At 52.8% G+C, this 13,918-nt stretch carries 12 protein-coding genes and 2 pseudogenes; 7 read left to right on the top strand and 7 right to left on the bottom strand.

The annotated features are described in order from the left end of the window. Positions 1-27: 27 nt before the first annotated feature. The 3 genes from C457_RS15450 to C457_RS20450 all read left to right on the top strand — a co-directional run bounded on the left by C457_RS15450 (position 28) and on the right by C457_RS20450 (position 1,914). Positions 28-1,347, top strand: coding sequence for a class-III pyridoxal-phosphate-dependent aminotransferase (locus tag C457_RS15450; protein WP_008096091.1), 1,320 nt, complete (start codon positions 28-30; stop codon positions 1,345-1,347). A gap of 31 nt (positions 1,348-1,378) precedes the next feature. Next, the gene (locus tag C457_RS15445) at positions 1,379-1,552 is read left to right on the top strand and encodes a hypothetical protein (RefSeq protein WP_008096089.1); all 174 of its coding nucleotides are present in this window, start codon (positions 1,379-1,381) and stop codon (positions 1,550-1,552) included. Positions 1,553-1,680: 128 nt separating this feature from the next. Then, complete coding sequence (locus tag C457_RS20450) at positions 1,681-1,914, top strand: hypothetical protein (protein ID WP_147302754.1); 234 nt, start codon at positions 1,681-1,683, stop codon at positions 1,912-1,914. 541 nt (positions 1,915-2,455) lie between these two features. Here the strand turns inward: C457_RS20450 and C457_RS15440 are convergent. Further along, a complete protein-coding gene (locus C457_RS15440; protein WP_008096087.1) occupies positions 2,456-3,235 on the bottom strand; it encodes a hypothetical protein in 780 nt (259 codons plus the stop codon). Between the two features lie 313 nt (positions 3,236-3,548). On the opposite strand from C457_RS15440, the gene C457_RS15435 reads away from it, so the two are divergent. Further along, positions 3,549-3,989, top strand: coding sequence for a type IV pilin (locus C457_RS15435; protein ID WP_008096086.1), 441 nt, complete (start codon positions 3,549-3,551; stop codon positions 3,987-3,989). Between the two features lie 113 nt (positions 3,990-4,102). Here C457_RS15435 and C457_RS21250 read toward each other — a convergent pair whose 3' ends face one another. Together C457_RS21250 and C457_RS15430 are read right to left on the bottom strand one after the other, a co-directional pair. Then, complete coding sequence (locus C457_RS21250) at positions 4,103-4,258, bottom strand: DUF7837 family putative zinc-binding protein (RefSeq protein ID WP_008096085.1); 156 nt, start codon at positions 4,256-4,258, stop codon at positions 4,103-4,105. Between the two features lie 382 nt (positions 4,259-4,640). Further along, a complete protein-coding gene (locus C457_RS15430; RefSeq protein ID WP_049913645.1) occupies positions 4,641-5,174 on the bottom strand; it encodes a metal-dependent hydrolase in 534 nt (177 codons plus the stop codon). Positions 5,175-5,384: 210 nt separating this feature from the next. On the opposite strand from C457_RS15430, the gene C457_RS15425 reads away from it, so the two are divergent. Beyond that, complete coding sequence (locus C457_RS15425; protein WP_008096083.1) at positions 5,385-6,629, top strand: glycosyltransferase family 2 protein; 1,245 nt, start codon at positions 5,385-5,387, stop codon at positions 6,627-6,629. A 39-nt stretch (positions 6,630-6,668) separates the two neighbouring features. Here C457_RS15425 and C457_RS19820 read toward each other — a convergent pair whose 3' ends face one another. Further along, a complete protein-coding gene (locus tag C457_RS19820) occupies positions 6,669-8,111 on the bottom strand; it encodes an oligosaccharide flippase family protein (protein ID WP_008096082.1) in 1,443 nt (480 codons plus the stop codon). A 145-nt stretch (positions 8,112-8,256) separates the two neighbouring features. On the opposite strand from C457_RS19820, the gene C457_RS19815 reads away from it, so the two are divergent. Then, positions 8,257-9,366 carry a glycosyltransferase gene (locus C457_RS19815; protein ID WP_161611451.1) on the top strand — a complete coding sequence of 370 codons (1,110 nt, stop codon included), beginning with the start codon at positions 8,257-8,259 and terminating at the stop codon, positions 9,364-9,366. 19 nt (positions 9,367-9,385) lie between these two features. Here the strand turns inward: C457_RS19815 and C457_RS19810 are convergent, their stop codons facing one another. Next, a complete protein-coding gene (locus C457_RS19810; protein WP_008096078.1) occupies positions 9,386-10,705 on the bottom strand; it encodes a sulfatase-like hydrolase/transferase in 1,320 nt (439 codons plus the stop codon). A 614-nt stretch (positions 10,706-11,319) separates the two neighbouring features. Then, positions 11,320-12,957, bottom strand: coding sequence for a hypothetical protein (locus C457_RS20205; protein WP_152420034.1), 1,638 nt, complete (start codon positions 12,955-12,957; stop codon positions 11,320-11,322). 233 nt (positions 12,958-13,190) lie between these two features. On the opposite strand from C457_RS20205, the pseudogene C457_RS15415 reads away from it, so the two are divergent. Beyond that, positions 13,191-13,751 (top strand): annotated as a pseudogene (locus C457_RS15415) (IS5/IS1182 family transposase); the annotation flags it as partial. A 35-nt stretch (positions 13,752-13,786) separates the two neighbouring features. Here C457_RS15415 and C457_RS15410 read toward each other — a convergent pair. Continuing rightward, positions 13,787-13,918 (bottom strand): annotated as a pseudogene (locus C457_RS15410) (IS5/IS1182 family transposase); the annotation flags it as partial.

The raw sequence follows: 13,918 nt of genomic DNA, 5'->3' as shown, positions 1-13,918 counted from the left end.
TGTTACATTGTCCATCAGGGTGTTCGTATGGATCGAGACTCAGTCGAGCCGACCGTCACGTCGCTCCCGGGACCGAAGGCCTCAGAGTGGGTCGAGTATCACCACTCAACCGCCGCGACGAGCACGTACGTCTACGAGTTCGTGTGGGACATCACCAAGGACGCCGTCGGTCCGTTCTGTACCGACCCCGACGGCAACGTGTTGCTGGACTTCACGAGCCACGTCGCGGCCGCCCCGCTCGGCTACAACAACCCCGAACTGCAGTCCCGCCTCGACGACCTCGACCTCGTCGACCCGATGAAAATCGCGGGCCAGGACTTCTACGTGAGCACCGGTGGGTCGCCCGAGACGGCGTCGCTGCCCGGACCGGCCCACCTCATGGACCGCCTGACCGACCTCACCGACCACTACGGTCTCGACACGGTGTTCCTGTCGAACTCCGGGGCCGAGGCGGTCGAAAACGCCATCAAAATCTGTTACGACGCTTGCGAGACTCCGAAGTACGGCATCACCTTCGACGGGGCGTTCCACGGCCGCACGCTCGGTGCGCTGTCGCTCAACCGCTCGAAGTCCGTCCACCGTCGCACGTTCCCCGAAGTGAGCGGCATCCACGACGTACCGTACTCGATGGCGGGTCTCGAGACGCTGCGCGACAAACTCGACGACACCCACGGTCACCTCCCCGCCGACCAGGTCGCGTTTCTCATCCTCGAACCCGTTCAGGGCGAAGGTGGCTATCACGTCCCGAGCGAGGAATTCATGCGCGAGGTGCAGGCCATCTGCGACGAACACGACATCCCCGTCATCGCCGACGAGATTCAGTCCGGCGTGGGTCGGACCGGCGAGCTGTGGGCCTCGGACCACTACGACCTCGAACCGGACGTCATCACCAGTGCGAAGGCGCTTCGCGTCGGCGCGACGGTGGCGAACGAAGAACTGTTCCCGGACACCGAAGCGCGACTGTCATCGACGTGGGGTGCGGGCGACATCCTCGCGTCGATTCAGGGGACGCTGACGCTCGACGTCATTCAGGAACAGGACCTCATGGCGAACGCCACGGAGAAGGGTACGAAGCTCCGTGCAGCTCTCTCGCGGCTCGCCGAGCGGACCCCCTGTCTCACCGACGTGCGTGGTCTCGGGCTGATGACTGCCGTCGAATTCGATACCAAGGACCGTCGCGACGCGGTTCTCAAGGCTGCGCTGTCCGAGGGGCTTCTCACGCTCGGCTGCGGTAAGCGGTCGCTTCGATTCCTGCCGCCGCTCGACGTGACCGACCGGGAACTCGACCTGGCACTCGAGTGCTTCGAAGCCGCCCTCGACAGCGTCGTCAGCACGCCGCGAGCGTGATGCAAGTGGGTGGCGGACGCTCGCGGTCGACGTGTCCGCCGTCCCCCACCAGTTCCACTTCGCCGACGGTTTCGTCAAACGGCCGACCGACCCGGGACTGGGTATCGACGTGGACGAGGCGTACGTCCGCGAGCGCTCTCGCGGCGAGGTCAACTGGTACAATCCCGTCTGGCACCACGACGACGGCCGACTCGCCGAGTGGTGAGTGGGGTGTCGATTGACTGTTTGTGGACCTAGCTATCGATATTCGCATCGAAACCCACTGAAACACGGCCACAGGGACAGAAACCGTCTAGAAACACTTTTGAGAATAAGGTTAGCTAGGAAACATGAGTGGTATGTTGCAACAATCCGAACCTCTCGTGGACCGGACCGTGCGTGGCCTCCGAACGCCTGCTGGTGAACTTCGTACTTGGGGCGATGAGTGAACCGTCGTCGTTCGTCGAGCAGACGAAAGTCCATCTGCACAAAGCGCTCGAAACAGACGATCCCGTCGAGAAGGACTTCCACCTTCGGAATGCGCTGCAACTCTGTGCGTGCGACGGCGTGACCGACCAGTCGGACTAACACCGTCGATTGACGCCGTTCTCAACTCCCTGCGATACCAGTCGTCGAGCGATGCGCCACCCGAGACAGCGACGCTTCCCGTTCGGTCTCGAACAGTGCCATCACACCAGACGAATCGACTCGATAGCGGTCACTCGCGTGAACTGGGACGCCACCCAGTCCAGTTCGTGTTCGCGGTCGATCAGTATGCAGCCGATAATATTATCGTGTGCATAGAAACTCCAGGGGAGCGTCATCCAGACGCACTCACCCGGGTCGACAGTTCGAATTAAACTATGTATGGTCTGTGTAATGATTTAGATATAATACGTCACACGACACATCTTTGATCGAGAATCGTCGATTTCTCACCTCCAAATACTGGGAGATATCTCTACCAGTTGCGGTATAATCTGTCATACTTCCGTATTTACTGCGAAATTTATTCTGCTACTGAAGTTTCGGATACTCACCTGACCTCAGCTGAGTCAATTTAGTCACTCAACAAGAATAGATTTCAATCTGGATAGTCGACACCACAGTCTGTGTTCGGCCAGCGGACTCACCGCACGCCGAGTCGACGCGCGGCCGTCGCCGACAGATACACGCCGTTGGTGCCGACCGAGACGGGTTCGTCTGTGACTTGCGAGACGAGCGCTGCGAGGTCGCGCCGAAACGCCTCGTTGCGCTGTTCGAGCAGCGGGGTCGTCGCCTTCCCGTCGAGTTCGGTCCCCCGACTGTCGACATAGAGTTCGACGAAATCGACTTGAATCGACAGCGGCGCGTCATCGAGATACGTGGGGAGCCTGAGCGTCTCATGGCCGGTCTTTGGCCCGACCGGCGCACCGGCCGCGGCGAGCACGCGACCCAACACCGCGGCGTCGCGTCGCGGGACGAGTTCGGTCGCGCGTCGGTCGTCGTCAGTGTGTACCGTTCGGTGGCCCGCGCCGAGCGTTGCGAGCGCGTCAGCGACCACGTCGCGGGTCGCGTCGTCGACGACGAACGACGGCCGGTAGTTCTCGAGGGCGATGCTCCCCGTCGCGAACACCGCGGCGACGAGTCGGTTGAGCGCGCGGGCGGCCGGCTGGCGGAGTGACTCGGGGAACCAACCGCGTTCGATGGCCGTGTTCAGCCCGCGGACCACGTCCGGGACGCTTCCATCCATCCACTCGCGGACGCGACTCCGTGGGAGGTCGAGGGTGGTACTGACTGCGGTCGACCCCCTGTCGGGGGTGGCCGCGACGTAGTCCATCGTCTCGCGATACTGCAGAACGTACGCCCACGCGTCGTCGACCGGCGTTACGTACGTCCGCGCGACTGCTGGCTCCGTCGCAAGCGGCATGAGAGCCTGAACGTGTTGCTCAGAGATAACTATCGTGGTTCGGGACATTCAGGACGAACGTAACAATGGCGGCTCGTGAGACCGGTTCTGCTGGGTTGGTTCGGTGGGTCTCCTCTCGAATTGTCTGTGTTTGTGATTGTTCCGTGCTATGAGATAGTCACTCAATCTATCTTTATTAGCATGCCCAACATATGTTTGGTTGTAAGCCTTCACAGAGGTCGTGTGTACCCAACAGGTGATTCATCTGTTCGTTGCGTGCGACACGCGTCGACTACTCGTCGACAGCCATCTGTTCGGGCACAGGAAATATACAATGCAACTTACCAACCTCTTCAACGACGACTCCGCTGTTTCGCCCGTTATCGGCGTGATTCTGATGGTCGCGATTACCGTCATCCTCGCGGCCGTCATCGGGACGTTCGTTCTCGGCCTCGGCGACCAAATCGGCGACACTGCCCCGCAGGCGAGTTTCAGTTTCGACTACGATGATGCGACGCCTGAACTCATCATCACCCACGAAAGCGGTGACGCCATCGACCCCGCTCGCCTGAAAGTCATTGGCGGTGGCCTCGACGCAGCGTGGCCAGCTGCTGATACCGGTTCTGACGACAACGTCAACGCAGGCGACTCGACGACGTTTGACAACCCCACCGACGGCCTCTCAGTCTCCTCGGGCAACACTATCCGCATTGTCTGGACCTCCGAATCCGGCTCCAACTCTGCAACCCTGCAGAGCTGGACGTACAACGGCTAAACAGTCCTTCGCTTTTTTCGGGAGCGCACTAATACCCCAGAGAGAATTCACCGTGCCGTAGCGCGCAGTCGCAGACACGGCTCGGAGACGTCGTCCAACCACGCAGGTGAACGTCACCGATTCAACCGAACGACGTCATCACACTCAGGACAGTCCGCGAACACGCCAGTCTCGTCGTCTTCCGTCTCGAACTCGATTAACACGTGATACTCGTGGAGTTCCGTCTCGCAGTCCGGGCAACGGCCAATCGTCGTTGACTCGTCGATCATAGGGTGGCTGGGAGCGTGTGTCGTACGTGCGTGCTCCTAGCCTTGACTACCGGAACCACGAGTATATCGATTGGGATTGCACTAACCCGTGTTCGTATGAGATCGACGCCGACCAGGGAGTGGTCTTCGACGGCACGCACGCCACTCTCTCAGCGGAGACTGCGGGAACCAATCCCCTGCAAGCGTCCCGAGTCGGTGACTCACCGACCGCTGTGGTGGTCACTCAGATGCGCAGTCGTCGTTCGATGTTGGGTGCCGAGCTGACAACTCGTTCCTACCCCCAATACTGGCGTATGTTAGCACGGAACAAAATAGTTGGTATTCTAACCGTTCTCGACGTCGACTTGTGAAACAAACATATGTACGTTATATCTTTGGAGTGTCACGCCGCCGGTCGCCGGCGTCGTCGATAGACGCTCACGAGCCAGATGGCTACGGCACCGGCGAACAACAGATACTGGAACTGCATCTGTGGGCTGTCGAACCCCGCGTTGAGAATCCGGACCCACGGGGCGATGTCGTCGCTCGGGTACTGGAGGGCTGGGACGACGGGCCACAACAGAAAGCCGAGTTCGCGCCACTCCTGGCGGACGACAAGGAGATACGAATCACCGAGGAGGTGCGACCCGATTGCGACCGCGAGGACGCGTGCTTCGGTGCCGTAGCCTCGACGCGAGAGATACCGGACGCCCAGGAACACGACGGGGACGACGATGAGGAGTGAATGCGCGAGCGACCGGCCGTTGGGGAGCACGCCCGCGTAGGCCAGCGGCTTGTCGATAATGTCCGGCAGTTGCGTCCCGACCGCGAGGAGGGCGAGCGTCAGGCCGTGGGGGTAGCGGAACTCCCAGTCACGCACGCGAGCGAGGGCCACGACGGAGAGATAGCCGAATGCGAGGTGGCCAAGGGGATACACACGCCGATACAGGCGCGTCCCGCCCATAAACTCATTCATCGAAATTGTTTTCGCATATATATTCTCAATATTATATTCTGTCTACACAGAGTGCTCAGACGATAAACTCTTTACGAGGCTCTCCGAGTCAACACAATAGAAGCCGTTCGTGGAGTGCACCGAACACTGCACAGTGATTCGGCGGCGCTCACAAACAGGTGGTCAATCTCTATGGGAACGTCAAGCGCACACAACGACACTCAGCATGCGAAACAGCTGGGTGACGGCAAGAGCGGTACGTCAGTATCGGACGTCAGACTAAGCGGTGATGAGTTGCTGTTGTCCGCAGACAGCGAGATCACGCCCACGCTTTCGGTCGTGATGCCCACCCTCAACGAAGAAGGTGGTATCGCCCAGTGTATCGAGTGGGTCAAAGCCGCCCTCGAGGACATGCAGATTTACGGCGAGGTCGTCGTCGCCGACAGCTCGGACGACCGCACGCCCGAGATTGCGGCAGAGAATGGTGCGGTCGTCATCGAACCCGACGGCAAGGGCTACGGCTACGCCTACCTGTACGCCTTCGAGCGCGTCCGCGGCCAGTACATCGCCATGGGCGACGCCGACTGCACCTACGACTTCAAGGAGCTTCCCAAGCTGTTGAATATGGTTCGGTCCGGTGATGCGGATATGGCCATGGGCTCGCGGCTGGAGGGTGAAATCTTGCCTGGGTCGATGCCGCCGCTGCACGAACACGTCGGCAATCCATTGTTGACGAAATTCCTGAACGTGTTTTACGGCGCTGGCGTGAGTGACGCGCATAGTGGGATGCGTGTCTTTACTCGAGACGCCTGGGAGACCATGGAGTGTTCGTCGACGGGCATGGAGTTCGCCAGCGAGATGATTATGGAGGCCGGCGCGAAGGACCTCGAGATCGAGGAGAAGCCGATTACGTATCACCCGCGTGAGGGTGAGGCCAATCTGGAGAGCTTCCCCGATGGCTGGCGACACGTTCGGTTTATGTTGGTCAATGCGCCCGGCTACCTGTTTTCGGCACCCGGCTTCGGCCTGTCTGTGGTTGGTGTGCTGGCGCTGGTGCTGGCGTGGAGTGGTCTGGAGATCGGTGGTGCGCAGTTCGGCATTCACACCGGGATTGGTGGTGGCCTGCTGACGCTCGCTGGGTTTCAACTGATGCTGTTCGGAGCCTTCTCGACGGTGTCGTCTGACCCGGTTCGTGGGGCTTCTGACCCGTTTACGACCTGGTTTACGAAGCGGATTTCGCTCGAGCGAGGGGCGACGATCGGCTCGCTCGTGTTCCTCGGTGGGTTGGCCTACGGTGGCTACCTTGCAGTGACGTGGGTGACCAGTGGGTTCAGTGCGCTGCCGATCGCGGTTGCCGACGTTGTGGCCACCGTGGCTGTGGTCGTTGGCCTGCAGATGGTGTTCGGGTCGTTCCTGTTGGGTTCGGTGAACGCTTAAGCGTCTATTTTAATTCTCTTTGCCGAACGGGTGTTCGGGTTACAGAATTGATCGAATTTGATTAATCTCGCTAGGGTCTAGTTCTCCAGATAATACAATTAGAATTAGATAGACGCCTCCGCTGAGTATAGCACTGATGATCGGCCCTAAGACGGGGGATTCTGGAAGTAGATAGCCACCATATCCAACAACAACCATCACGAGACTACAAAATCCGATTCGGAGTACTGAATGAATCGGGATCGACCAACGAACTGTGCGGAATGAAGTTGCATACGCAAACACGACATATGCACTAGAACTTGCCAAAGTGGCTGCCGCTGCACCAATGTATCCCAATACCGGGATTAGCAGATAGTTCAAACCAAGGTTCACAAGGACAGCGATTGTAACCCCGATAGTCATCATCTTGGTGTTGTCTTGGACTTCTAACCCTTTGTGCCCAATCATTGAGAAATTCCAGAGAAATAATGCGACACCAATTATTGGGATGACAATAAACCCAGCATGATACCCAGAATCAAGGGCGATATAACTTAGGGGGCGACTGATAATCCCAGCAAATACCATCGCAGGCATCCCAATGAGGAGAAAATACCGACTGTACTTGGATATCATTTCAGCAATCTCATCAGTGTTATTCCCGTTCCACCGTTCCATAATCATTGGGTGGACTGTTTCAATAATTGGGACGAGTGCTAAAGGTAACCCAGTTTGAACTAGCGTGTAATTCGCTGTGTAAATACCAACTGCTTGGGTATCTTGCAGGACCTCGATTAAAATTCGGTCTACAAATGTGAGGAGAGTAAACCCAAATAACCAACCCATCATTGGGACGCCATATCTGACTAGTTTAATTACAGCAGGGCGGTCAAAATCAAGCTTGCTTACATTTAGTTCGTATACCATTAATAAGAATACCAAAAAGCTACCCACAAAGGCACCCCAAATCCATCCCACAATACTCTGTAGTAGATAAACAGAGATTAAGAATCCGAGACCATGCCTCAGCACTCCCCTAATTAATTTAAAATTCATCACGGCCCTTGATTGGAGTTTGGCCTGAAATATAGCAGTACAAACGTTGAATCCGCCAATTGAGATGACAGCAGCTAAGGCAGCGAAATAGTACACGCGATACACCCCTAGAGCAGAATCGAGAAGAAAGTATGCAAACACTCCGAGAAGAACCACAAGTGCTGAAACGCCGAACAACAACGAGAGAATAGTCGGAGTGATATTCTCCTCATCTGAGTTATAGCGAAGAACAGCTTGACGCACCCAATCAAATAACCCAGTCGATAAAACGGAAACAAATACCATCGCTAAGGCATAGCGGCCATAAGCCGTTGGGTCAAATATTCGTGTGAATACCGTAAGCGCGATAACTCCGAGAACAGAGGGAATTAGTCCAGCAATTGAATACCACCCAAGGTCCCTGACAAATTTACTGAGAGAGTCAGCGGAGTCTTTATTGAACATAGTTCTTACCGTCAGTTGATTTGTTCAGGTGTTAAGTAATAGTATTTGCGGACTAAAAACATGACATAAAGAATTGGGAAGAGATGGCTGGATGAATATTATTATGCAGGTTGGTGTATTTGTAAATCATAACACTGTGACATCAATGAATAACGAACCTCGTGTTTTAGTGCTGCATGATTTCTTTTTTAGTATCGGTGGTGCAGAGTGGGATGCAATCAAGACCTCCCGTCATTTCGATGCACCGATAGCAACGTTTGACCCACCGGACTCATCAGAGTTCAGTGATATAGAATTTATAAGCCTTGGGAGTGTGGAGAATTACCCATTTGGGGCTAGAGAGTCGAAAATCTGGTTTAAGAATCTCCTCAGAGCATACACCGGTCAGTTTGATGAATATGACGTGATAATTATAAACAAAGATTGGTCAAAGAGTATTGCCAGAGCAGCAGACACTCCGACGATATACTACTGTCACTCGCCGGAACGTCATCTATACGACGCAAATGAATTCAGATACAACTGGCTTAAACAGCGATCCCTCCCGAAAGCAGCAGCATTCAAGATATTCACCTCGATGATGAGACCGCTAGATCAAGGAGACATTGATCAGATCGACACCATTACCTGCAATAGCAAAAATATTCAACAGCGGTGTCTGAAGTACTATGGTATTCAACCAGAAGTCATTTACCCTCCAGTAGAAACAAGCCAATTCCACTTTGAAGAAGTAGGCGATTTTTGGCTAAATGTTAGCAGATTAGGGCCTGGAAAAAGAATTGAATTCTTAATTGATACTTTCAATAAAACGGGAGAGAATATTAAAATCGTTGGATCCCCCGACAGAGAAGAATATTATGAAAAGTACAAGCAGATGGCAAACGAGAATGTCGAATTACTACGGAGTGTTCAATGGGATGAATTAAAGAATCTTTACTCTATGTGCAAGGGATTAGTTACAGTTGCAAAGGATGAGGACTTTGGACTAACACCCGTCGAAGCGATGGCGTCAGGCAAGCCAGTAATAGCCGTTAACGAGGGGGGATACAAGGAGACCGTCGTTGATACGAAAACAGGCTGGCTGCTACCACTAGACAAAGATGAGTTCAGACACAAGATTGAGTCAGCTAGTAAGCAGGAACTCAGGGATATGAGAGAGGAATGCTTTGAGCAGGCCAAGAAGTTCGATGAGGAACACTTCTACAACCAGATGGAAAATAAAGTTGAGGAGTTATCAGATCAGAGTGATCGATAGTAGACTGAAAACAGTCTAATCACGCATAGCCGAGATCCTTTAGGTGGTCTTTGAGTTCGTCCGGGACGCCATTATCGGTACTCACGCTCCGTTCACTCAGACTATCAACCAGCTCGTTGAGTTCTGCTTGTGCAGCTTCTGATGAGCCGCTACCAGACAATCCACCCATAGTTTCGTGGAAGTATCCTGAATCTATCGCGACCCCTCGGAGCTTTTTATCATATTCTGCCACTTGATTACTGTACCCGTTCTCATTGAGCGCCTGTTCGCTCCACGATGAGAGTCCACAGTATTCACTGAGACAACTCCTTCTCTGGTCACTGTCTAACAAGGGTCTGCTCCGATCACTTGACGATGGAACGCCTGCCAACTGTTGTACCGTAGCTGTAATATCAACCAAACTAACGGGGTCATGACGTTGACCATCTTCAATCTCTGGCCCAGAGATGACGAGAGGGACGTGTACTAACTCGGGACTCACGCCATATTCATGTCCCCACATTCCTCGCTCTCCGAGCATCTCTCCATGATCAGAAACCGTAATGATATAGTCAAATTCGTTAGTCAATAGCTCAAATACGATTTCGTATTGGTCCGATAGATACTGTGCGCAATCGTCATAGGCCTGTTCAACACCTGTATTGTCGTCGTCACCATACAGAATATCTCCGACCGCATTCGTTAACCCCGGTTCTGGAACGGTTTGGTATTCATCGGGAACAGAATAAGGCTCATGGGCCTCCATGAGATTCAGGAACAGGAACTCGTCATCACCGAACGACATTTCATTAATTTTCTCGGTAGCTTCGATGGCACCACCATACTCAGTTCCAGATTTTGGATCGTCATTCGACAACTGGAATCGAACGCCAGCGATGAGCGAACGGATAGTACTAACATCTGATGAGATACATTCCCGGAGACCGTCAATGTATTTTTGCACCCCCTGTGAATCGTTACGTTCGCCGAACTCTTGCCAATCGAAGATAGATTCACTATCAAGGTGCCTTATCGCGCCGGGTGTAGTGAGTTCGTCAAACCCTCGGTCAAAATCGAGAGGCCCAGTAATGTGCATATTTGCCGAAAATCCTCTGGTTCTGTAACCCGCTTCAGAGAGTGTTTCAGCGAGAGTTGGGCCTGGATAATCAAATGTGGTGTGCTTAGCATGAACTCCAACTTCGCTAGGGTAGTACCCAGTAAACATAGCTGCGTGTGAGGGAACAGTCCAATTCGCCGCGGAATATGCCTGTTCGAATCTGAGTCCAGGTAACCAACCAAAGTAGTCATCAAACCGATCTTTCCGAAGTGTATCTAAGACAACGAGGGCGATATTCGTCATGCAGCATATGTTTCTATGAATCCTAATTACTGTTTTGCCCGTGGTTGCATTAGGTATCAATAAAGTTCAGATACAGACTCCTTTCCCTATTGTTCAAATATGCTGACAAAGGTCTGAATCTTGTGGAGACAAGCAAAAAATCAGTCAACAGGGCCAATCTTAGCGTACATCCAACTTCATCATGTCCGGTTGCTACGGTAGTACCACGCATCCATTCCATTAGAATAAACTCGGTTTGCATTCCCCCTACGAAGTTGAGGAGTCACAGCTGGAATCGGACCCCCCCAAGCAACAGTACCTTTTGTCCCAGATTCAGTCACAACAGTATACGAATCAAGATAATCTAAATCATACATACTTCTCAGACCAGGAATTATGCACGATATGGGTTAATTAAAGTTTATACTACAGTTTTAACTCGGCGATGAGATGTTTTTATTTTAGCCCAAATCATAGATCGCTGCACAAAGGTTACGAACAAGACTGAGACAATTCCGGCAAACTCTGGGACGATTTGGAGATGCTCCACTAACGCGATGGCTCCACCGATCAAGAGTGTTGTCAGGTAAAACCGCATCCGGTCTCCTACGATATGCGACATTATTTATTTAAAATCAGTTAGGAGTTGTATTTTGATAAATATCATAGCCTCCATTAGTATAAGGCTTCGACATTGTGTGTGTTTTATTCATCACCGGGGATGAATCAATAATCACGGTGCTACCTTCGTAGTGACCAAAGTACACATAATTGTTGCGCTCAGCTAAGACGACCGTGCCTTCTGGCTGTTCTTGAACCAAGTTCTCGAATCCAGATTCTACTGGTTGTTGAGTAAACGGGATAACAATCTCTTGCACAAGTGCATCTCCGTAAATTGGTTCGGAGACAAAGGATCCGACCCATGACGTCATCTTCAGAGCGTCGTCACCTAATTTCTCGTCTTTCTGACCATCATAGTAGTTTGGCTGGCTTGAGGAGACTTCAAACAGCGGTATCATGACTGCTCCTAAAACGATACAGGAGACCACTGCGACAGTAACGACCTGCTTCGCTGAGATGTAATTCACGATATCGCCAACATCGCCCCACGCACTAATCGCATACCAGCCAGCAGCAACAACGAAGAATGTCATGAGTCGAGGTACGTCTAATGTGGGCGTGAGCGACGCGATGACTGAAAGAGATGCAATGACCCCACCAAATAGTAGTGCTATCGTCGTACGGGGGTTGAGTTCTCTCTTACGAAACTGCAGTAGTGCAATAGCAAGAATGGGGGTCGCGAGAACAATTTGATAGGCCCAGATAGCGTATATCTTTTTTATACTGAATGTCTGTGAATAGCTTATCCCATGCTGGGTGAGCCAAGCGGGGAAGATGCTTGATGTGGACACAGTCATGCCCCTGAGAACAGAGGCGCCAATCAGGACAAATTCGTCCTGGAACCCTGATAGAACGAACCAGAGAATGAATATTAGTACGTACAATATTGTCGGAACTCTGAATCGTGCTGAAATGTCTGGGCGGGAAGTGATGAATCCACTCAACACCACAATCCCGAGATAAACTCCAAAGATAGCTGATGAAAGGTGGTGTGTCAGAATGAGGCTAGTCGTTACTAATGAAAAGAGAACAATATTACGACGGTTTGGCGAATCAAGTAAGCGATGAACGCAGAGAACCGATGCTACGAAAAAGAAAATACCCAGTGCCTGCCTTGAGAATGGAACTTTCCACGTGTAAAATGCAACCCAACAAAGAACTGGAACTATTGATGCAACTTTTGTAGAGGTGTATCTCCGCGCGAGAACAAATATGAACAAGAATGTGGAAGCAGCATAGATGATTGGTAAGAACGCAGAAATAAGTAGTTTCGAACCAGAAGTTGGGACGATCGGCAGATTCAGCAAAACAGACGCGACAGCGGTATGAATGTGCATTAGAGGTGTACCGACATACCCCCACGAGAGCTCGATCCCAGAGACGGGCCATCCGTTATTCAACACTTCTCTGGCGATGATAACCGGGCTATGAGTGTCGAAGCCGTACAAATTTCCGAATGATGCTTCGGGAAACAGAAACAAGAGAGTGATTGTCGCCGGAAAAACACCGCTTTTAGAACGTTGTATGACGAGGAACGCAGAAACCAGTAGGGCGAGAGTTATTAAAATAAATTCCTGCAATCGAACACCGACTACGCCAATGAAGACCGCAAAGAATGCAAGAATGAGGTTCCCTTTTGTCACTCTGTCCATCAAAGATTGGTTTCTAAGTGACTACAAATAAATCTGTCTGTGCGTTGGTGGGTTCTTTCTATCATACAGGCTCACCGTTCACCTTTGCATGAAAGTTGGGATTAATCGCTGCGCCCCCAGCATCTTCGAAGGTGATGGTTGCCCTCGAAGTTCCCGTCCGAATCTGTGTCGTTGAGTTGGATACGAGCGTGTCATAGGATGCGTCACGTACGAAGCAGCAGGGTGCGCGAAATGTGTCCAACACAAGCGCAACCCTGCAAGACGTAGCTTCGGTAGACGACTTCTTGAATGTCGCGGCTACCGAGACCATATCGCTGTTCGAGCACCTTGAGTTCGAGTTTCTGCTGGAGTACGACGTGTTCGCCCCCGCTTGAGGGGGCGAACATGAGTTCACCGGCCACCAGACCTCTTTCGCGGCTTTCTGCACTGCTACTACAAGGACATCTACGGCACACGTCCGGTTGCACGAGAGCTCCAGAACGGCCTCGTCTGTACTACTGCGACTCGACAAACTTCCATCCAGAGACACGATTGACCGCTTTCTCACCGACCTCGAACACGTCATCGACGATATCTTCGAGAGACTCGTCGAGCAGGCCGCGGCCCGCGGCCCGTTCGACTCGACGTACTCCATCGATTCGACGCACATCGAGGCGATCCAGTACAACGACGCTGCCCCGTAGAACTACGATCCAACAGTGGAAGAGTACTACTACGGCTTCGGCTGTACGATCGTCTCAACCGGCGCAAAGATCTCGATAGCAGCGGAGTTTACACAGGCCAAACAAGCAGACGGCTCTGGTGAATCGCCATACTGCGGTTGATTTGGCTATGTTGCGGCACGCTTGATGTTATGAACGACACATTTCAAAACGAGTTCACGAAATTCACGGTACCACGTTCGCGCACGCACGGCGTCGCCGTGCGTGCGCTTGATCGACGAGAAGACGGTCTCACACAT

The sequence above is a fragment of the Haloferax prahovense DSM 18310 genome (assembly GCF_000336815.1).
GTDB classification, from domain to species: Archaea; Halobacteriota; Halobacteria; order Halobacteriales; family Haloferacaceae; genus Haloferax; species Haloferax prahovense.
This window is presented reverse-complemented; position numbering and strand designations above follow the sequence as displayed.